This window comes from Pseudomonas sp. B21-009, from assembly GCF_024749345.1.
Taxonomy (GTDB): domain Bacteria; phylum Pseudomonadota; class Gammaproteobacteria; order Pseudomonadales; family Pseudomonadaceae; genus Aquipseudomonas.
Window position 1 is genome coordinate 1 of record NZ_CP087199.1, and the last position, 19,369, is coordinate 19,369.

The following is a 19,369-nucleotide window of genomic DNA, read 5'->3' on the forward strand; positions in this document are numbered from 1 at the left end:
GTGTCAGTGGAACTTTGGCAGCAGTGCGTGGAGCTTCTGCGCGATGAACTGCCTGCCCAGCAATTCAACACCTGGATCCGTCCGCTACAGGTCGAAGCCGAAGGCGACGAGTTGCGCGTCTATGCGCCTAACCGTTTCGTTCTCGACTGGGTCAATGAAAAGTACCTGAGCCGTCTGCTCGAACTGCTGGGTGAACACGGCAACGGTATTGCGCCTGCCCTTTCCTTATTAATAGGCAGCAGACGCAGTTCGGCACCACGTGCCGCACCCAACGCGCCGCTGGCTGCAGCCGTCGCCGCCTCGCAAGCCCAGGCTGCCCAAACCGCGGTGGTCAGCGAACCGGTCGCCGCACCTGTTGCAGCGCCGGCACCGGTGGCAGAAGTCGAGCAAGCGCCTTCGCGTGACAGCTTCGATTCCATGGGCGAGGCCAACGCCGCGCCAGCTCCAAGTGGCCGCACCGAACAACGCACCGTGCAGGTCGAAGGTGCGCTCAAGCACACCAGCTACCTGAACCGCACCTTTACCTTCGAGAACTTCGTCGAAGGTAAGTCCAACCAGCTGGCCCGCGCCGCGGCCTGGCAGGTTGCCGACAACCCCAAGCATGGCTACAACCCGCTGTTCCTGTACGGCGGCGTGGGCCTGGGTAAAACGCACTTGATGCATGCTGTGGGTAACCACCTGCTCAAGAAGAACCCGAATGCCAAGGTGGTGTACCTGCACTCCGAGCGTTTCGTCGCCGACATGGTCAAGGCGCTGCAGCTCAATGCCATCAACGAATTCAAGCGCTTCTACCGTTCGGTCGACGCGCTGCTGATCGATGACATTCAGTTCTTTGCCCGTAAAGAGCGTTCCCAGGAAGAGTTTTTCCATACCTTCAACGCCCTGCTCGAAGGCGGCCAGCAAGTCATTCTGACCAGCGACCGTTATCCGAAGGAAATCGAAGGCCTGGAAGAGCGCCTGAAGTCGCGCTTTGGCTGGGGCCTGACCGTTGCGGTAGAGCCTCCGGAGTTGGAAACCCGGGTAGCGATCCTGATGAAGAAGGCCGACCAGGCCAAGGTCGACCTGCCCCACGATGCGGCTTTCTTTATCGCCCAGCGTATTCGCTCGAACGTGCGTGAACTCGAAGGCGCCCTGAAACGGGTGATTGCTCATTCACACTTCATGGGCCGCGACATCACCATCGAGCTGATTCGCGAATCGCTCAAGGATCTTCTGGCACTGCAGGACAAACTGGTGAGTGTGGATAACATCCAGCGCACCGTTGCCGAGTACTACAAGATCAAGATCTCCGATCTGTTGTCCAAACGTCGTTCCCGTTCGGTAGCCCGTCCGCGGCAGGTCGCCATGGCCTTGTCCAAAGAGCTGACCAACCACAGCCTGCCGGAGATCGGCGACGTATTCGGCGGCCGCGATCACACCACCGTGTTGCATGCGTGCCGCAAGATCAACGAACTCAAGGAATCCGACGCGGATATCCGCGAGGACTACAAGAACCTGCTGCGGACTCTGACGACTTGATGAACGTCAGCGCAGCTTATTAAAGGCAAGGGACTAGACCATGCATTTCACCATTCAACGCGAAGCCCTGTTGAAACCCCTGCAACTGGTCGCAGGCGTCGTCGAGCGCCGCCAGACCTTGCCGGTACTGTCCAACGTACTGCTGGTGGTACAGGGTCAGCAATTGTCGCTGACCGGTACTGACCTGGAAGTGGAACTGGTTGGCCGCGTGCAACTGGAAGAGCCGGCCGAGCCAGGCGAAATCACCGTGCCTGCGCGCAAGCTGATGGATATCTGCAAAAGCCTGCCCAACGACGTGCTGATCGACATCAAGCTCGATGAGCAGAAGCTCGTGGTCAAGGCTGGCCGCAGCCGCTTCACCCTGTCGACCCTGCCGGCCAATGACTTCCCGACTGTCGAAGAAGGCCCAGGCTCGCTGACCTGCAACCTGGAGCAAAGCCGTCTGCGCCGCTTGATCGAGCGCACCAGCTTCGCCATGGCCCAGCAGGACGTACGCTACTACCTCAACGGCATGCTGCTGGAAGTGTCCACCGACACCCTGCGCGCTGTCGCCACCGACGGTCACCGTCTGGCCATGTGCTCGATGCGTGCCGATATCGGCCAGGCTGATCGCCACCAGGTCATCGTGCCGCGCAAAGGTATCCTCGAACTGGCGCGCCTGCTTACTGAGCCGGATGGCATGGTCAGCATCGTGCTGGGTCAGCATCACATTCGTGCTACTACTGGTGAGTTCACCTTCACCTCGAAGCTGGTCGATGGCAAGTTCCCGGACTACGAGCGCGTGCTGCCCAAGGGCGGTGACAAGCTGGTGGTCGGTGACCGCCAGGCACTGCGCGAGGCCTTCAGCCGTACCGCGATTCTGTCCAACGAGAAGTACCGCGGCATCCGTCTGCAACTGGCCAATGCCCAGTTGAAGATCCAGGCTAACAACCCTGAGCAGGAAGAAGCGGAAGAAGAAATCAGCGTCGAGTACAACGGTAGCTCGCTGGAAATCGGCTTTAACGTCAGCTACTTGCTCGACGTCCTGGGTGTCATGACCACTGAGCAGGTTCGTCTGATCCTGTCGGACTCCAACAGCAGTGCCCTGCTGCAGGAAGCTGACAACGACGACTCCGCTTACGTTGTCATGCCGATGCGTCTGTAATTTGTCCAGCAGACTCTAGATGTCCCTCAGTCGCGTTTCTGTCACCGCGGTGCGTAACCTGCACCCGGTGACCTTCTCTCCCTCCCCCCGCATCAATATCCTGTACGGCGCCAACGGCAGCGGTAAAACCAGCGTGCTGGAAGCCGTTCATCTGTTGGGCCTGGCCCGTTCGTTTCGCAGCACCCGCCTGACACCGGTGATTCAGTACGAGCAATTGGCTTGTACTGTGTTCGGCCAGGTCGAGTTAAGTGAAGGCGGTTCCAGCAACCTGGGGATTTCGCGGGATCGGCAAGGTGAGTTCACCATTCGCATCGATGGGCAGAATGCTCGCAGTGCAGCCCAGTTGGCAGAGATTCTGCCCCTGCAACTGATCAATCCGGACAGCTTTCGCCTGCTCGAAGGCGCGCCGAAAATACGCCGGCAGTTCCTCGATTGGGGGGTGTTCCACGTGGAACCCCGCTTCATGGCCACGTGGCAACGCCTGCAGAAGGCTTTGCGGCAGCGGAACTCATGGTTGCGGCATGGTACACTTGACGCTGTTTCGCAAGCGGCCTGGGACCGGGAACTGTGCCTGGCCAGCGCGGAAATAGATGAATACCGTCGCAACTACATCAAGGCCTTGAAGCCAGTCTTTGAGCAAACCCTGAGCGATTTGGTCGAGCTCGAAGGGCTGACCCTGAGTTATTACCGTGGCTGGGACAAGGATCGCGAACTCAGTGAAGTGCTCGCCTCCTCCCTGCAACGTGATCAGCACATGGGCCACACCCAGGCCGGCCCACAACGTGCAGACCTGCGCCTGAGACTCGGCGCCCATAACGCGGCTGACATTTTGTCTCGCGGCCAGCAGAAGCTGGTGGTCTGTGCATTGCGTATTGCTCAAGGCCATCTGGTTAGCCAAGCGCGTCGCGGCCAATGTATTTATCTGGTGGATGACTTGCCGTCGGAACTCGACGACCAGCACCGCCGCGCACTTTGTCGCTTGTTGGAAGACTTACGCTGCCAGGTGTTTATCACCTGTGTAGATCAAGAATTATTGAGGGAAGGCTGGCAGACGGAAACGCCAGTTGCTTTGTTCCACGTGGAACAGGGCCGTATCACCCAGACCCACGACCATCGGGAGTGAAGGCATGAGCGAAAATCAAACGTACGACTCCTCCAGCATTAAAGTGCTGAAAGGGCTAGATGCCGTGCGCAAGCGTCCCGGTATGTACATTGGCGACACCGATGATGGTAGCGGCCTGCACCACATGGTGTTCGAGGTGGTCGATAACTCGATCGACGAGGCACTCGCCGGCCACTGCGATGACATCACCGTAATTATTCACCCAGACGAATCCATCAGTGTTCGCGACAACGGTCGCGGCATTCCGGTCGACGTGCACAAAGAGGAAGGCGTATCTGCTGCCGAGGTCATCATGACCGTCCTCCACGCCGGCGGTAAGTTCGATGACAACTCCTACAAAGTATCCGGCGGTCTGCACGGTGTAGGTGTGTCGGTGGTTAACGCCCTTTCCGAGCAGTTGATCCTCACCGTTCGCCGCAGTGGCAAGATCTGGGAACAGACTTACGTCCACGGTGTTCCACAAGCGCCGATGAAAATCGTTGGCGACAGTGAAACCACCGGTACCCATATCCACTTCAAGCCGTCGGCTGAAACTTTCAAGAACATCCACTTCAGCTGGGACATCCTGGCCAAGCGGATTCGCGAACTGTCCTTCCTCAACTCCGGCGTCGGCATCCTGCTGAAGGACGAGCGCTCCGGTAAAGAAGAACATTTCAAATACGAAGGCGGTCTGCGTGCGTTCGTCGAGTACCTGAATACCAACAAGACCCCGGTCAACCAGGTCTTCCACTTCAGTGTTCAACGCGAAGACGGCGTGGGCGTGGAAATCGCCCTGCAGTGGAACGACAGCTTCAACGAGAACCTGTTGTGCTTCACCAACAACATTCCGCAGCGCGACGGTGGTACCCACCTGGTCGGTTTCCGCTCGGCGTTGACCCGTAACCTGAACAACTACATCGAGCAGGAAGGCCTGGCCAAGAAGAACAAGGTTTCGACCACCGGCGACGACGCCCGTGAAGGTCTGACCGCGATCATCTCAGTGAAGGTACCTGATCCGAAGTTCAGCTCGCAGACCAAAGACAAGCTGGTGTCCTCGGAAGTGAAAACAGCCGTGGAACAGGAGATGGGCAAGTACTTCTCCGACTTCCTGCTGGAGAACCCGAACGAAGCCAAGGCCGTTGTCGGCAAGATGATCGACGCCGCGCGTGCTCGTGAAGCTGCTCGTAAAGCGCGGGAAATGACTCGCCGCAAAGGTGCGCTGGATATCGCCGGCCTGCCGGGCAAACTGGCGGACTGCCAGGAGAAGGACCCTGCCCTTTCCGAACTGTACCTGGTGGAGGGTGACTCCGCGGGTGGTTCGGCCAAGCAGGGTCGTAACCGCAAGACCCAGGCGATCCTGCCGCTCAAGGGCAAGATCCTCAACGTCGAGAAAGCACGCTTCGACAAGATGATCTCGTCCCAGGAAGTGGGCACGCTGATCACCGCGCTGGGCTGTGGTATTGGCCGCGAAGAGTACAACATCGACAAGCTGCGCTATCACAACATCATCATCATGACCGATGCTGACGTCGACGGTTCGCACATTCGTACCCTGCTGCTGACTTTCTTCTTCCGTCAGCTGCCGGAACTGGTCGAGCGTGGCTACATCTACATTGCCCAGCCACCGCTGTACAAGGTCAAGAAAGGCAAGCAAGAGCAGTACATCAAAGACGACGACGCCATGGAAGAGTACATGACCCAGTCGGCTCTGGAAGATGCCAGCCTGCACCTGGACGAATCCGCACCACCTGTTTCCGGCGTCGAGCTGGAGCGTCTGGTCAACGAATTCCGCACCGTGATGAAGACCCTCAAGCGCCTCTCGCGCCTGTACCCGCAGGAGCTGACCGAGCACTTCGTCTACCTGCCGGCGGTATCGCTGGAGCAGTTGGGCGACCACGCTGCCATGCAGGAGTGGCTGGGCAAATTCGAAGAGCGTCTGCGCACCAGCGAGAAGTCCGGCCTGCTGTACAAGGCCAGCCTGCGCGAAGACAAAGAGCGCAATGTCTGGCTGCCGGAAGTGGAAATCACCTCTCACGGCCTGGCCAGCTACGTCACCTTCAACCGTGACTTCTTCGGCAGTAACGACTACCGCACCGTCACCGCCCTCGGTGCACAGCTGAGCACCCTGCTGGGTGAAGGCGCCTACGTGCAACGTGGCGAGCGCAAGAAAGCCATCACCGAGTTCAAGGAAGCACTGGACTGGCTGATGACCGAAAGCACCAAGCGCCACACCATCCAGCGATACAAAGGTCTTGGTGAGATGAACCCGGATCAGCTGTGGGAAACCACCATGGACCCAACCGTGCGCCGCATGCTCAAGGTGACCATCGAAGACGCGATCGCTGCCGATCAGATCTTCAACACCCTGATGGGCGACGCCGTTGAGCCACGTCGTGAGTTCATCGAGAGCAACGCCCTGGCGGTGTCCAACCTGGACTTCTGATCAGCTGTAGGCTCAAAGTAAAGCAACATCATCAAGCCCGCTCACGCGGGCTTTTTGTTGTGCTGGTTTCCCTGTGTTGAGCTGTTCGGTTCAGCGCCCCTCTTCCGCGTCCTTAACTTCGCTCCAACTGCTGTCGGGGTCGAAACGGGTAATCGCGGCAGCGCGCTTGGCGCTGTCGCGGCCCAGGTCCTTCTCGAACAGTTCGCCGTCGTGGCTGATCATGAAGCTCATCACGCCCGTGTCGCCATAGTCCGCCGGCCAGGCGATCACGGCAAAGCCGCGGGTCATGTGATCACCGATCTTGTAGTCATAGGCACCGCCCGGCGCCGAAGGGCCTTGGCCAGTGAGGATGCGATAGTGGTAGCCGTGCCAATCATCGCCCGTTGCGGTATCACCAAAAAGCGGTCCGAGCGGGCTTTCTTCAACGCCCTCCTCTTGCGGCCAGTACAAACCGTCGAACTGCCCGTCGCTGCTGATGAGTTTCTGCGCGTACTCGAGTATCCCATCGTCATTGCGATCAACCTCGGCGTAATCCATCTGCGCGTCGTGATAGGCGCGCACTGATTGAATGGTCGCCAGCTCGTTGCGTCCGATGCGGCGCAGGCGGATTTCCGCGGCGCCGGCTTTGGTGTCGAATGCCCAACCGTCAGTACTGTGTCTGATGGGAATCGGGAACACCCAGGGCGTGTCGCCGACGACCAGATGTGCACGCTCCGGGCTGTCGGACTGAACCTGATGTTTTTCCTTGTAGAGGGCGAGAAAGGCATCGACATCTTTGCGATCGATGTTCTTGGTCGGGATGTAACTCTCCCAGTCGTTGCCAAGCAATTTCGCCAACAGTTGGCTATCGGCCTTTTCGCTACCAAGCGCCTGCACCAGTGCTTCGCCGGCGGCTTCGGGGTGTGGGAAATGTTCCTGAGCGTAGCTGCTGGACGTCCAGCACAGCAGCAGAATCAGCACAATTCGGCTAGCAGCATTCATGACTGATTCTCCTCTCAACGGCGACGGCCGCCACCGCCGGATTGCATCCGCGCGGGTCGTTGTACCTGGTGGCCCGCAGCGGCTGCAGATGGTCGGCTGGCGCTGCGTTGGCTGAGCTGGCCACGATTGCTTGCGATGCGTGACTGCGAAGGGTTGCGCACACCGGCCAACGCATTGTTGCGCGGTGCCTGGGCGCTAACATGTTGCTGACGGGCTTGCTGGCGTACTTGTTGGTTGCGCCCCGCCTGCTGAGGCTGGCGGTTGTTCTGCGGCGCCTGTGCTCGCTGGCGGGCCTGACCGTCATTTTTCAGTTGGCGGTCGGCAACCTGAGCACGCTCGCGTGCATTGCCGGACGGGTTGATGCCCTGTTTTTCCAGGCGCTGTTGGGCGCGCTCGCGGTCGGCACTCTGCACCCGTTGGCGGGCTTCAAGGTTGCTGGTTGCCGGTGCTTCGATGCCGCGCTGTGTCAGGGTTTCACGGGCTCGTGCGCGATCTTCGACCCGGGCTGGGGTGTCACCGCGGTAGGCTGTGCGCTCTGCACTGCCGGGTAAGCGTCGGTCAAACTGGGCTCGACTGGCCTGGTCGCGGTACGGGACGCCGTCGCGATACGCAGGATTATGGCGCCAGGTGTTCTGGTTGGCATCGAGCCTGCGGTTGACGTTGTTGATGTTGTTGTAGCGATTGACGTTGATATCGACGTCATGATCGTCCCAGTCGCAATCCCCCCAGAGTGAATTGACGATTGCGACGCCTGCACCAAAAGCCAGGCCGGAGGCTAACGCCGTGCCGATGGCATAACCCGGTGGCGGCGGATAATACGCGGGTGGGTAGGACGGCGAGGACCAACTGCCGTACACCACGGAGGGGTTGTAGCTTGGTACGTATACAACCTGCGGGTTGGTCGGCTGGATAACGATAGTCTGTGCCGGCGCGGCACCTTGTACCACCGTGGTCGTGCCGCCTGCGGGGGCGCTTGATGGTTGCACGATAACCGTCTGCTGTTCGTTGGACTCCAGGTGCCCGGCAGCCTTGGCCTTGGCGCGCAGGCGCTGCACCGAGTTCATCACCGCGTCGGGCTGGGCGAGAAAGGCATCGCCGACGCGCTGCACCCAGACCGGGTCCTGACCAAGTGTCGCCAGCACCTGCGGGAAAGCCACCAAGGATTGCACGCTGGGGTCCCAAGGTTGCTCGGCGACCTGCTTGACCGCGGCATCACCGCTGACGTTCGGATGCGCCTTGGACCAGGCAACCGCGTCGGCGACATTGCCTGGATAGGTGGTGGCCATCAGCACCTGTGCGAGTAAAGCGTCCGGATACAACGCCAACGGTGCGAGCATTTGATCAAGCTGTTCGGTGCTGAACACCGCCTCGCTCGGCGCCGCCGGCGCGGCTGGTGTAGCCGGTGCAGCCGCTGCGGGTGCCGTAGCCGTGGCCTTGGGTTGCGCGTCCTCTTCGAAACAACCAGAAAGCGCGAGCATGGCGATGCTGAGCAGGATCGCCCGGTGAAGGCAGGAAGACATGACGATGCTCCTGTGGCAGAAAAGACAGAGCGGAACGTCAGGCGTCCTGGCACCTGGTTACCGACTCGGCAATCGACGCATGGAACGCTCTGCGGTGGGTGAGCAGTTTCAGCGTAGAAGAAAAAGCCGCAGTTGGTTGTCTTGCGTCAGTCTCAAAGACCCAGTTCGCGCAGGCGCCGGTACAAAGTGCGTTCACTCATGCCCAGGTGACGCGCCAGCTCGCTGCGTGATCCATTGAAGCTGTCCAGGGCCTGGGCCAGTTGCCCGAGGTTGTCTTTGCTGCGGCGGCTGATGCTTGGCGCCGGCTCAAGTCTCGAACCGAGCTCAGCAGGCAGGTGCTCGGCACGTATCAGTCCGTCGTCGGCGAACAGCCGCGCTCGTTCGAGGATATTACGCAGCTCGCGAATGTTGCCAGGATAGGCGTACAAGCTCAGTCGATTCATCGCATCTGGGTTGACCTTCGGTGCCGCCGCCCCTGCCATCCGTTGCAACAGGCTCTCGATCAATAACGGCAGATCGTCGACCCGTTCGCGCAATGCCGGCAAGCGGATCGGAAAACCGCTGATGCGGTAATACAGGTCTTCACGGAAGCTGCCCGTTGCAGCCATTTCCTTGAGCGGTTTGTGGGTCGCCGAAACCAGCCTGAAGTCGGAGTGAACCGTACGCAGGCTGCCGACCGGGCGAAAGCTGCCAGACTCGATCAGGCGCAGCAGTTTGACCTGCATCGCCAACGGTACTTCGCCGATTTCATCGAGGAACAAGGTGCCGCCATGAGCCGCTTCCGCCAGGCCGATCTTGCGCTGATGAGCGCCGGTAAAGGCGCCCTTCTCGTAACCGAATAGCTCGCTCTCGAACAACGACTCAGTCAGGCCGGTGCAGTCGACCACCACCAGAGGGCCGCTGGCTCGAGGGCTGCCCAGGTGCAGAGCGCGCGCAAACAACTCTTTGCCGGTCCCGGATTCACCCTGGAGCAACACCGGAATTTGCGCAGGTGCCGCGCGCTGCAGGCTGGCCAGTGCTTCCTGGAACGCCGCTGAGCGGCCGACCAAGCCTTGTTGCTGGGGCTGCGCCGAGGCGACGGTGATGCGGGTCAGGCGCTCGACGAACGCCACCACCTCACCTTGCTCATCGAGGATCGGGCGCAACTCGACATCCACATGTTCCGGCCCGCGCGGGGTGTGGTGCACATGCAGAACACGCTCGGGGACACGGCTGTCCCAGGCCTTGCGCATCGGGCAGTGTTCGCCGGCCTGGTCGCAAGGCACGGCGTAGTGATGGGACACCCGGTGGCACTTGGCGCCGATGGGCGGTTGGCCGTCGATGCCGAACTGGCGTCGGTATGCAGCGTTGGCGGCAAGAATGTTGTAGTCGGTGTCCAGCACGATGGTCGGCTGGGCGTCGTGTTCGAGGTAGGACACCAAAGCCTGCACAGCAGGATGAGGAACAACAGTGGACGAGAAGGACATGGCGACACCTGGGCAAGCTCGGGCGAAGCTTAACTGAAGCTGCCAGTGACTGCCAAAAACTGCCAACTGCTGCCATGTCACTGCCAACTATGCTGACAGTCTGGCAGTGCTTTTCCCTACGCAGCCCGCGAACATTGGGAAACAGCCTACCGGTTCGATGGCACATATCTTGATGACAGCCTATCCATTGCCAGCAAGGCTAGATAGCTGGCACCTGTGATGAATTCGGAGCGTGGTAAATGATCATCGGCGGCAACTTGTATGTGGAGGCACTGTTCGACAGTGTCACCTCGACCATCAGCTATTTGCTGATGGACCGGAGCAGTGGCGACTGTGCCTTGATCGACAGTGTGCTGGATTACGATCCGAAGTCCGGACGCACCAGCAGTGCTTCGGCAGACAAGCTGATCGAGCGGGTGACTGAACTGGGCGGCAAGGTCCAGTGGATTCTCGAAACCCACGTGCACGCCGATCACCTGTCGGCGGCGGCTTACCTCAAGCAGGCGCTGGGCGGCCAGATTGCCATTGGCAGCCAGATCACCCAGGTGCAGAAAGTCTTCGGTGCGCTGTTCAATGCCGATGGCGGCTTCGCCCGCGATGGCAGCCAGTTCGATGTGCTGTTCGACGACGAGCAGCCCTTCACCATCGGCAACCTCAAGGCACGTGCCCTGCACACGCCCGGCCACACGCCGGCGTGCATGACCTACGTGGTGGAGGTCGACGGGCAAAGCATCGCCTTTGTCGGCGACACGCTGTTCATGCCCGATTACGGCACCGCCCGTTGCGACTTCCCTGGCGCCAGTGCGCGCACTTTGTATCGCTCGATCCAGCGCATCCTTGCCCTGCCCGCCGAGACGCGCCTGTTCATGTGCCACGACTACCTGCCGGGTGGCCGCGAACTGCGCTACATGACCACGGTGGCCGAACAGCGCGCCAGCAACATCCACATCCGTGAAGGCATCAGCGAAGACAGCTTCGTCAGCATGCGCGAAGCCCGCGACGCCACCCTGGAGATGCCGGTGCTGATCCTGCCTTCGGTGCAGATCAACATGCGCAGCGGCCAACTACCTGAACCTGAAGACAACGGAGTGCGCTACCTGAAGATCCCGCTCAACGTGCTCTGAGTTTCACCCCAGAATTATTATTAGAAGGACCCTGCCATGCTTGCTCAACCCTCCCCTGCCGAGGTGCCGAAAGGCGACCACCATAAAGTGCTGATCGTCGGTGCCGGTGCTGCCGGTGTCGCTGCCGCCTCCAGCTTGATCTGCCGCGACCCTTCGCTGGATGTCGCGATCATCGACCCGGCCGATGTGCACTACTACCAACCGGGCTGGACCATGGTCGGCGCCGGTATCTTCCAGGCGCCTTCGACGGCGCGCACCATGGCCTCGACCATTCCCGGCGGCGTGCAGTGGATCAAGGCGCGGGTCGAGAGCTTTGATCCGCAGGCGCAAACGGTGACGCTGAATGACGGGCGACTGCTCAGTTACGAACAACTGGTGGTCTGCCCTGGGCTGAAGCTCGACTGGGATGCCATCGAGGGCTTGAGCGAAACCCTTGGGCGTAACGGCGTGACTTCCAACTACCGCTATGACCTGGCGCCCTACACCTGGCAACTGGTGCAGAACCTGCGTGAAGGCCGGGCGTTGTTCACCCAGCCGCCGATGCCGATCAAATGTGCCGGCGCACCGCAAAAGGCCCTGTACCTGTCGTGTGACCACTGGCTGCGCAACGGTCGGCTGGGCAACATCCAGGCGCAGTTTTTCAATGCCGGTGGCGTGCTGTTCGGGGTGCCTGACTATGTGCCGGCCTTGATGGAGTACATCGACAAGTACGCGGTAGACCTGCAGTACGCGCATCGCCTGGTGGCGGTCGATGGCCCGGGCAAGCGCGCTACCTTTGTGCGCACCTTGCCCGATGGCAGCAGCGAAACCCGGGTGCAGCCTTTCGACATGCTGCATGTGGTGCCGCCGCAGGTTGCCCCTGATTTTATTCGCAACAGCCCGCTGGCTGACCAGGCCGGCTGGATCGATGTCGATCCGGCTACCTTGCGTCATAAACGCTATGGCAACATCCACGCCTTGGGCGATGGCATCAACACCAGCAATGCCAAGACTGCAGCGGCTGCGCGCAAGCAAGCGCCGGTGGTGGCCAACAATGTGCTGGTGGCGCTGGGGCGCCTGCCCAACCTCGCCCACTACGATGGTTATGGTTCCTGCCCGTTGACTGTCGAACGCGGCAAGATCGTGCTGGCCGAATTTACCTATGGCGGCAAGCTGGCGCCGAGTTTCCCGCGCTGGCTGCTCGATGGTCGCCGGCCAACGCGCCTGGCTTGGCTTCTGAAGGCGCAGATCCTGCCACCGCTGTACTGGCGGTGCATGCTCAAGGGCCGTGAGTGGCTGGCCAAGCCGCGGGTTGCCGCCGAGGGCCTGCGGTGATCGAGCATCAATTTCTTGCGGCTGGGCTGGGCGCGATCATTGGTGCGGTGCTGGCGCTGACCGGCGCCGGTGGCGGCATTCTGGCCGTACCCTTGCTGGTATTCGGTCTGGGCTTGTCGATGGTCGAGGCGGCGCCAGTCGGCTTGCTCGCCGTCGGCATGGCGGCGGCGGTGGGTGCCCTGTTGGGCCTGCGCCAAGGTCTGGTGCGTTATCGTGCGGCGTTGTTTGTGGCGGTGATCGGCATTGCGATTGCGCCCTTCGGCTTGATGCTTGCCCATCGCTTGCCGAACGGGCCGTTGGCTCTGACTTTCGCCGTGGTGCTGGTCTATGCCTGTGCACGCATGCTGCTCAAGGCGCACCGCGAACTTCGTGGCCAGCCACCACTGGGCCAACGCATGGTCATGCCCTGTGTGCTCAACCCCTTGCAGGGGCGCCTGCGCTGGACTTTGCCCTGCGCCCGCGCCCTGGCGTTTACCGGCGCGATGTCCGGATTGCTGTCGGGGTTGCTCGGGGTTGGCGGCGGCTTTGTGATCATTCCGGCGCTGAGCCGTTACACCAACCTGGACATGAAGAGCATCGTTGCCACTTCGCTGGCAGTGATCGCCCTGGTGTCGACCGGCAGCGTGGTCAGCGCCACGGTTGGCGGCGTCATGCATTGGTCTGTGGGCGCGCCGTTTGCCGGCGGTGCGGTGCTCGGGCTGCTGCTGGCGCGTCAGGTCGCCAGCAAACTGGCCGGGCCACGACTGCAGCAGATGTTTGCGACCGTGGGTATCTGTGCGGCGGTGCTGTTGGCGGCGAAAACCCTGGGCGGCTGAGGCCCTACTCCGCCAGCAAGGCGTCCTGCTCCTGCGCGCACAGGGCCAGGAGAAAATCCCAGACCACGCGCAGGCGCACCGACTTGTGCAGCTCACGGCGGGTACAGATCCAGTAGCTACGCTGGATGGTCTCGCTGGGCAGCACCCGCACCAGCGCCGGATCGTGGCGGGCCATGTAGTTGGGCAACACGGCAATGCCCAGGCCGGCGCGAGCCGCTTGTTGCTGGGCGATCACGCTGGTGCTGCGAAACACCACATTGGGTGCCCGGCAGAAGCTGTTCAAAAACAGCAGCTCCTGGCTGAACAGCAGGTCGTCGACGTAGCCGATCCAGCTGTGCTTGGCCAGGTCTTCGCGGTGATTGAGCGCTGGTGCCTGGGCCAGGTACTCGGGGCTAGCGTACAGCGCCAGGCGGTAATCGGTAAGTTTGCGGGTTATCAACAGGTCGGCGTTGGGCCGCTCCAGGTGAATGCTGATCTCCGCTTCGCGGTTGAGGATGCTGACAAACCGCGGTACCGCCACCAGCTCCACCTCAAGGCCTGGGTAGCGTTCGAACAGGCTGCCCATGCGCGGGGTGAAGAACATGATGCCGATGCCTTCGGTGACTCCCAGGCGAATCTTGCCCAGCGGGGTGATGGCCTGGGTGATTTCTTCCTGGGCCAGCAGGGCGACGTTTTCCATGGCTTCGGCGTGCTTGAGCAGGGCCTGGCCGGAGGGCGTCAGTTCGTAGCCCTGGGCGTGCTGGACGAACAAGGCGGTCCCCAGGCTCTGCTCGATATTGTCGATATGCCGGGCCACGGTGCTGTGGGTGGTGTTCAGACGTTTGGCCGCAGTCAGCAGCCGGCCGCTGCGCTGCAACTCGAGAAAAAACCGCAGATCATTCCAGTCGAACATGCTTTTCCTTGTGAATCAGGTGTTCACGGACGTTGTGTTAAAACGCACAGCACTTGAGTGAAATCTAACGTTTTCATCCCGAAATTAATCAATAACATGGGCTGGGACAAGAATAATAATCAGGCGCGAGGTTGCCCATGCCATCAGCCGATCCTGTCTACGACTATGTGGTGGTTGGTGCCGGTCCTGCCGGGTGCCTGCTCGCCAATCGCTTATCCGCCGACCCAGGCTGCCGGGTGCTGTTGCTCGAAGCGGGTGGGCGCGACAACTACCCTTGGATTCACATTCCGGTGGGTTACCTCTACTGCATCGGCAACCCACGCACCGACTGGTGCTTCAAGACCGAAGCGCAACCCGGCCTCAATGGCCGTGCCCTGGGTTATCCACGGGGCAAGGTGCTCGGTGGCTGTTCTTCGATCAACGGCATGATCTACATGCGTGGCCAGGCGGGCGATTACGATCGCTGGGCCGAGCAGGGCAATGCCGGTTGGGCGTGGAAGGATGTGCTGCCACTGTTCAAGGCCAGCGAAAACCACTTCGGTGGCGCCAGCGAAGCCCATGGCAACGAAGGCGAGTGGCGGGTCGAGCAGCAGCGCTACTCCTGGCCGATCCTCGATGCCTTCCGCGAAGCCGCGGCGCAGAGTGGTATCCCTAACGTTGCTGACTTCAACACTGGGGATAACCAGGGCTGTGGATACTTTCAGGTCAACCAGCGTTCCGGCATTCGCTGGAACTCGGCCAAGGCGTTTTTGCGCCCGATCCTTAAGCGCCCCAATCTGACGGTACTGACCGATGTGCTGGTTGACCAGGTGGTGCTGGTAGAAGGCCGCGCTTCGCAGGTACGTGCTCGCTGGCAAGGCAATTGGCAGAACTTCAGCGCACGCCGGGAGATTATCCTGTGTGCCGGCTCCGTGGGTTCACCCGGTATTCTCCAGCGCTCGGGCATCGGCCCGCGTGGCTTGCTCGAGAGCCTGGGGATAACTGTTCGCCACGAATTGCCCGGGGTTGGCGGCAACCTGCAGGACCATCTGCAACTGCGCCTGATCTACCAGGTTACCCAGGCGCGCACCCTCAACCAGGTTGCCAACAGTCCCTGGGGCAAGCTCGGCATGGGCCTGCGTTACCTTTACGATCGCAGCGGCCCGCTGGCGATGGCGCCGAGCCAGTTGGGGGCGTTCGTACGTTCCGGGCCCGAGCAGGCTTCGGCCAACCTGCAGTACCACGTGCAGCCCTTGTCGCTGGAGCGCTTTGGCGAGCCGCTGCACCGCTTCCCGGCGTTTACCGCCTCGGTGTGCAACCTGCGCCCGGCCAGCCGCGGGCGTATCGATATCCGCTCGGCCAACCCGGACGACGCGCCACTGATCGACCCCAACTACCTGAGCGACCCTGAAGACCTGCGCGTCGCCGCCCAAGCCATTCGCCTGACCCGCAAGATCGTCCAGGCCCCTGCCCTGGCGGCGTTCAGCCCGCGTGAGTATCTGCCAGGCCCCGACCTGCAAAGCGAACAGCAGTTGCATGAAGCCGCCGGGCAGATCGGCACTACCATTTTCCACCCGGTAGGCACCTGCCGCATGGGCAACGGGCCGCTGGATGTGGTCGACGACCAGTTGCGCGTGCACGGCGTGCCGGGGTTGCGGGTTGCCGACGCCTCGATCATGCCGCAAATCGTCTCCGGCAATACCTGCTCCCCTACCCTGATGATTGCCGAAAAGGCGGCGCAATTGATTCGCCGGGAAAGCTTATCCACAAGCCGCATCGATGAAAAAAACGCAGTACCGACGCCCTGACCAGGGTGCGTAGCAACAACGACGCCGGACGCAGTCTGCCGGCGTCGACAGTGGAACAACAAGAATAATCACTGGGGCCTGCAGGCCGAGGACAGCAACGATGTCGGATTACATTCAAGAGCAGGGCGCTGCAACGGCGAGCACCAGCCGCCGGGAAGAACGCAAGATCATTTTCGCGTCATCCCTCGGGACAGTTTTCGAGTGGTATGACTTTTTTCTTTATGGGGCATTGGCCGCGGTCATCAGCAAGCAGTTCTTTGCCGGGGTGAACGACACCACTGCCTTTATCTTTGCCTTGATGGCCTTTGCCGCCGGCTTTCTCGTGCGGCCCTTCGGCGCGCTGGTGTTCGGCCGCCTGGGCGACATGATCGGGCGCAAGTACACCTTCCTGGTGACCATCGTGCTGATGGGCTTGTCGACCTTTGCCGTCGGCCTGTTGCCGACCTACGCCAGCATCGGCATTGCTGCACCGATCATTCTGGTGGTGTTGCGCATGCTGCAGGGCCTGGCGCTCGGTGGTGAGTACGGCGGCGCGGCGACTTATGTTGCCGAACACGCACCACCTGGCAAACGCGGCTTCCACACCGGTTTTATCCAGTCCACCGCGACCCTCGGCCTGCTGCTGTCGTTGTTGGTGGTGCTCGGCAGCCGTTACATCAGTGGCGACCAGTTTGAAGTCTGGGGCTGGCGCCTGCCGTTCCTGCTGTCGATCGTGCTGTTGGGGATTTCCACCTGGATCCGCATGAGCATGCACGAGTCGCCAGCCTTCGTGAAGATGAAGGCCCAGGGCAAGGCCAGTAAAGCGCCGATCCGTGAATCGTTCGGCTCCTGGCCCAACCTCAAAGTGGTACTCACTGCCCTGTTCAGCATCAACGCCGGGCAAGCGGTGACCTTCTACACCGCGCAGTTCTATGTGCTGTTCTTTCTTACCCAGATGCTCAAGATGGACCCGGCCCAGGCCAACACTTTGCTGATTATCAGCGTAGTGATCGGCGCGCCGTTCTTCGTGTTCTTCGGTTGGTTGTCGGACCGGGTCGGGCGCAAGCCAATCCTGATGCTCGGCTTGCTGCTGGCCACGGTACTGTACTTCCCACTGTTCAAGGCTCTGAGCCATTACGCCAACCCGCAGATCGACGCCGCCAGCCGCCAGGCCCCGATTGTGGTGATGGCCGATCCGCAAGGCTGCACCTTCCAGTTCGATCCGGTGGGCAAGGCGCGTTTTGACAGCCCCTGCGACAAGGTCAAAACCTTCCTGGTCAAACAGGGCCTGCCCTACAGCTCGGCTGAAGCGGCTGCTGGTGCCGAAGTGGTGGTGAGCATTGGCGAGCAGAAGATCAATGGGTTTGACGAAGCAGCCCTGCGTGCAGCGATCGAAAAAGCCGGCTACCCGGCCAAGGCCGATCCAGCCAGCGTCAACCAGCCGATGGTGGTGGTGCTGATCGTCGCCATGATCCTGATCGCGACCATGACCTACGGCCCGCTGGCGGCGGTGATGGTCGAGCTGTTCCCAACGCGTATCCGATACACCTCGATGTCGCTGCCCTACCACATTGGCAACGGCTGGTTCGGCGGCTTCCTGCCCACCGTGTCCTTTGCCCTGGTGGTGTACACCGGCGACATCTTCTACGGGCTCTGGTACCCGGTGCTGATCACCGGTATCAGCCTGGTGGTGGGGCTGTTCTGCCTGAAAGAAACCCGTGATGTGGATATCGACAAGGTGTGAGGATTTGCAGGCATAAAAAAACCGGCGTAAGCGCCGGTTTTTTTATGCCGCGAAAAAACTTATGCACGATTTTCAGAAAACAGTCATACAGAGAAATAAGTAGCTAAATTAATCACTTAGAGCATTTTTCGTTAAGAAATCCAAATACTGTACACAAGTTATCCACAGATCGGTCAGGCCACGCCCTGCGCCGCGTTCGGCGCCGCTGCAGGCAGTGAGCCGAGCTCGCGCTGGGTCTGTTCATTCCAGGCTGCAGCACGATCGTTTAACTCGGCAATCGCCCGTGGGCCGCTGCCTTCGGCAAACATCGGGGCGCCAATTACCACCTCGATGGTGCCGGCACGTTTGCCCCAGCCCTGCTTGGGCCAGAACTTGCCGGCGTTGTGGGCGATCGGCAGTACCGGTAGGCCAGCGTTGACCGCCAACGCGGCCCCGCTGCGCGAGAACTTGCCAATCTGGCCGAACGGCACACGGGTGCCTTCGGGGAAGATCAGCACCCAGACGTTCTCCTTGAGCAATTTGTCGCCCTTGCTGGCGACTTGCTTCAAGGCTGCCTTGGGGTTATCGCGGTCAATGGCGATCGGCCGCAGCATGGCCATGGCCCAGCCGAAGAACGGCACGTACAGCAGTTCACGCTTGAGCACTTGGCTCAAGGGCGAGAAATAGGCGGAAAGGAAAAAGGTTTCCCAGGTGCTCTGGTGGTTAGAGAGGATCACACAGGGTTGCTTGGGGATGTTTTCAGCCCCGGTGACCTTGACCTTGATGTTGAGAAACACCCGTACCAACACCAGCGCAAAGCGGCACCAGTAGACGTTGATGAAGCGGTAGCGGGCGCTGAAAGGCAAAAACGGCGCGATAAAAAAGCTCAGGGTGCACCACAGCAAGGAGCTGGTACCCAGCAGCAGGTAAAAAAGAAAAATTCTGATCGCCTGCAAGATCGACATAGCGGCATGTACCGTTGCGGGCTTGCCCGCCTAGTAAAAGTGCGCCTGTTATGCAGACGCGCTATTTGTGGATAAGTTCTCTGGCGATGGCTGCCAGATCATCGAAAATCAGCGTGTTTTCTGGAATTCCCTTGCTCAGGGTCTTCTCGCCTTTTCCGGTTTTTACCAGAACTGGTTGAGCATCGACGGCCAAAGCGGCTTCCAGGTCACCCTTACTATCACCGACAAACCACACGCCGGTCAGATTCACGCCGTAGTGCGCGGCAATGGTGGTGAGCATGCCCGGCTTGGGTTTGCGGCAGGCGCAGCCCTCATCGGGCCCGTGCGGGCAATAGACGATCAGCCCGACCTCGCCGCCCTGCTCGGCCACCAGCGTGCGCAATTGCGCGTGCATGGCCTCAAGGGTCGGCAGGTCGTAGTAGCCACGGGCAATGCCGGACTGGTTGGTGGCAACCGCCACCGTCCAGCCGGCTTTGCTCAACTGCGCAATCGCTTCGATCGAACCCGGGATCGGAATCCACTCGTCCAGCGACTTGATGTAGGCGTCGGAGTCCTGGTTGATCACCCCGTCCCGATCGAGAATCAGCAGCTTCAAG

The 19,369-nt window shown here is 60.8% G+C and carries 15 protein-coding genes; 9 read left to right on the forward strand and 6 right to left on the reverse strand.

The window, feature by feature from the left end; all coding sequences use genetic code 11:
- The 4 genes from dnaA to gyrB are packed head-to-tail and all read left to right on the forward strand — an operon-like array spanning position 1 to position 6,207.
- On the forward strand, positions 1–1,518 hold the full coding sequence (gene dnaA, locus LOY34_RS00005; protein ID WP_093377769.1) for a chromosomal replication initiator protein DnaA: 1,518 nt from the start codon (positions 1–3) through the stop codon (positions 1,516–1,518).
- Positions 1,519–1,558: 40 nt separating this feature from the next.
- Positions 1,559–2,662: a DNA polymerase III subunit beta gene (gene dnaN / locus LOY34_RS00010; RefSeq protein WP_038997897.1), complete on the forward strand. Its 1,104-nt coding sequence runs from the start codon at positions 1,559–1,561 to the stop codon at positions 2,660–2,662.
- 19 nt (positions 2,663–2,681) lie between these two features.
- The gene (recF, locus tag LOY34_RS00015; RefSeq protein ID WP_010222707.1) at positions 2,682–3,785 is read left to right on the forward strand and encodes a DNA replication/repair protein RecF; all 1,104 of its coding nucleotides are present in this window, start codon (positions 2,682–2,684) and stop codon (positions 3,783–3,785) included.
- Positions 3,786–3,789: 4 nt separating this feature from the next.
- Entirely contained in the window at positions 3,790–6,207 is a 2,418-nt protein-coding gene (gene gyrB / locus LOY34_RS00020; RefSeq protein ID WP_045199388.1) for a DNA topoisomerase (ATP-hydrolyzing) subunit B, read from the forward strand.
- Positions 6,208–6,297: 90 nt separating this feature from the next.
- Here the strand turns inward: gyrB and LOY34_RS00025 are convergent, their stop codons facing one another.
- From LOY34_RS00025 to LOY34_RS00035, 3 genes are all read right to left on the reverse strand, one after another.
- On the reverse strand, positions 6,298–7,188 hold the full coding sequence (locus LOY34_RS00025; RefSeq protein WP_195885355.1) for a DUF2950 domain-containing protein: 891 nt from the start codon (positions 7,186–7,188) through the stop codon (positions 6,298–6,300).
- Between the two features lie 14 nt (positions 7,189–7,202).
- A complete protein-coding gene (locus tag LOY34_RS00030; RefSeq protein WP_045199384.1) occupies positions 7,203–8,708 on the reverse strand; it encodes a DUF3300 domain-containing protein in 1,506 nt (501 codons plus the stop codon).
- A gap of 152 nt (positions 8,709–8,860) precedes the next feature.
- The gene (locus LOY34_RS00035; RefSeq protein ID WP_195885356.1) at positions 8,861–10,174 is read right to left on the reverse strand and encodes a sigma-54-dependent Fis family transcriptional regulator; all 1,314 of its coding nucleotides are present in this window, start codon (positions 10,172–10,174) and stop codon (positions 8,861–8,863) included.
- A 239-nt stretch (positions 10,175–10,413) separates the two neighbouring features.
- Here LOY34_RS00035 and LOY34_RS00040 point away from each other — a divergent pair, with 239 nt between their 5' ends.
- Genes LOY34_RS00040 through LOY34_RS00050 form a run of 3 tightly spaced genes read left to right on the forward strand, consistent with a single transcriptional unit; the run spans position 10,414 to position 13,427 of the window.
- The gene (locus tag LOY34_RS00040; RefSeq protein ID WP_045199380.1) at positions 10,414–11,298 is read left to right on the forward strand and encodes an MBL fold metallo-hydrolase; all 885 of its coding nucleotides are present in this window, start codon (positions 10,414–10,416) and stop codon (positions 11,296–11,298) included.
- Positions 11,299–11,334: 36 nt separating this feature from the next.
- Positions 11,335–12,612, forward strand: a complete 1,278-nt coding sequence (locus tag LOY34_RS00045) for an FAD/NAD(P)-binding oxidoreductase (protein ID WP_195885357.1) — start codon at positions 11,335–11,337, stop codon at positions 12,610–12,612.
- On the forward strand, positions 12,609–13,427 hold the full coding sequence (locus tag LOY34_RS00050) for a sulfite exporter TauE/SafE family protein (protein WP_093377741.1): 819 nt from the start codon (positions 12,609–12,611) through the stop codon (positions 13,425–13,427). Before LOY34_RS00045 ends, LOY34_RS00050 begins: the two co-directional genes overlap by 4 nt.
- A gap of 4 nt (positions 13,428–13,431) precedes the next feature.
- Here LOY34_RS00050 and LOY34_RS00055 read toward each other — a convergent pair whose 3' ends face one another.
- Positions 13,432–14,319 (reverse strand): LysR family transcriptional regulator, encoded by an 888-nt coding sequence (locus LOY34_RS00055; protein ID WP_045199374.1) that lies wholly within the window; start codon positions 14,317–14,319, stop codon positions 13,432–13,434.
- A 137-nt stretch (positions 14,320–14,456) separates the two neighbouring features.
- Here LOY34_RS00055 and LOY34_RS00060 point away from each other — a divergent pair, with 137 nt between their 5' ends.
- The gene (locus LOY34_RS00060; RefSeq protein ID WP_195885358.1) at positions 14,457–16,106 is read left to right on the forward strand and encodes a GMC family oxidoreductase; all 1,650 of its coding nucleotides are present in this window, start codon (positions 14,457–14,459) and stop codon (positions 16,104–16,106) included.
- A 100-nt stretch (positions 16,107–16,206) separates the two neighbouring features.
- Complete coding sequence (locus tag LOY34_RS00065; RefSeq protein ID WP_045199370.1) at positions 16,207–17,829, forward strand: MFS transporter; 1,623 nt, start codon at positions 16,207–16,209, stop codon at positions 17,827–17,829.
- A gap of 173 nt (positions 17,830–18,002) precedes the next feature.
- Here the strand turns inward: LOY34_RS00065 and LOY34_RS00070 are convergent, their stop codons facing one another.
- On the reverse strand, positions 18,003–18,773 hold the full coding sequence (locus LOY34_RS00070; RefSeq protein ID WP_045199369.1) for a 1-acyl-sn-glycerol-3-phosphate acyltransferase: 771 nt from the start codon (positions 18,771–18,773) through the stop codon (positions 18,003–18,005).
- A 61-nt stretch (positions 18,774–18,834) separates the two neighbouring features.
- Entirely contained in the window at positions 18,835–19,368 is a 534-nt protein-coding gene (gene gmhB / locus LOY34_RS00075; protein ID WP_195885359.1) for a D-glycero-beta-D-manno-heptose 1,7-bisphosphate 7-phosphatase, read from the reverse strand.
- Position 19,369: the final 1 nt, after the last annotated feature.

What these genes read in the sequence shown, in the direction of transcription:
- dnaN (WP_038997897.1), top strand. Translation starts at nt 1,559, where the DNA reads ATGCATTTCACCATTCAACGCGAAGCCCTGTTGAAACCCCTGCAACTG.
- recF (WP_010222707.1), top strand. Translation starts at nt 2,682, where the DNA reads ATGTCCCTCAGTCGCGTTTCTGTCACCGCGGTGCGTAACCTGCACCCG.
- gyrB (WP_045199388.1), top strand. Translation starts at nt 3,790, where the DNA reads ATGAGCGAAAATCAAACGTACGACTCCTCCAGCATTAAAGTGCTGAAA.
- LOY34_RS00025 (WP_195885355.1), bottom strand. Translation starts at nt 7,188, where the DNA reads ATGAATGCTGCTAGCCGAATTGTGCTGATTCTGCTGCTGTGCTGGACG.
- LOY34_RS00030 (WP_045199384.1), bottom strand. Translation starts at nt 8,708, where the DNA reads ATGTCTTCCTGCCTTCACCGGGCGATCCTGCTCAGCATCGCCATGCTC.
- LOY34_RS00035 (WP_195885356.1), bottom strand. Translation starts at nt 10,174, where the DNA reads ATGTCCTTCTCGTCCACTGTTGTTCCTCATCCTGCTGTGCAGGCTTTG.
- LOY34_RS00040 (WP_045199380.1), top strand. Translation starts at nt 10,414, where the DNA reads ATGATCATCGGCGGCAACTTGTATGTGGAGGCACTGTTCGACAGTGTC.
- LOY34_RS00045 (WP_195885357.1), top strand. Translation starts at nt 11,335, where the DNA reads ATGCTTGCTCAACCCTCCCCTGCCGAGGTGCCGAAAGGCGACCACCAT.
- LOY34_RS00055 (WP_045199374.1), bottom strand. Translation starts at nt 14,319, where the DNA reads ATGTTCGACTGGAATGATCTGCGGTTTTTTCTCGAGTTGCAGCGCAGC.
- LOY34_RS00060 (WP_195885358.1), top strand. Translation starts at nt 14,457, where the DNA reads ATGCCATCAGCCGATCCTGTCTACGACTATGTGGTGGTTGGTGCCGGT.
- LOY34_RS00065 (WP_045199370.1), top strand. Translation starts at nt 16,207, where the DNA reads ATGTCGGATTACATTCAAGAGCAGGGCGCTGCAACGGCGAGCACCAGC.
- LOY34_RS00070 (WP_045199369.1), bottom strand. Translation starts at nt 18,773, where the DNA reads ATGTCGATCTTGCAGGCGATCAGAATTTTTCTTTTTTACCTGCTGCTG.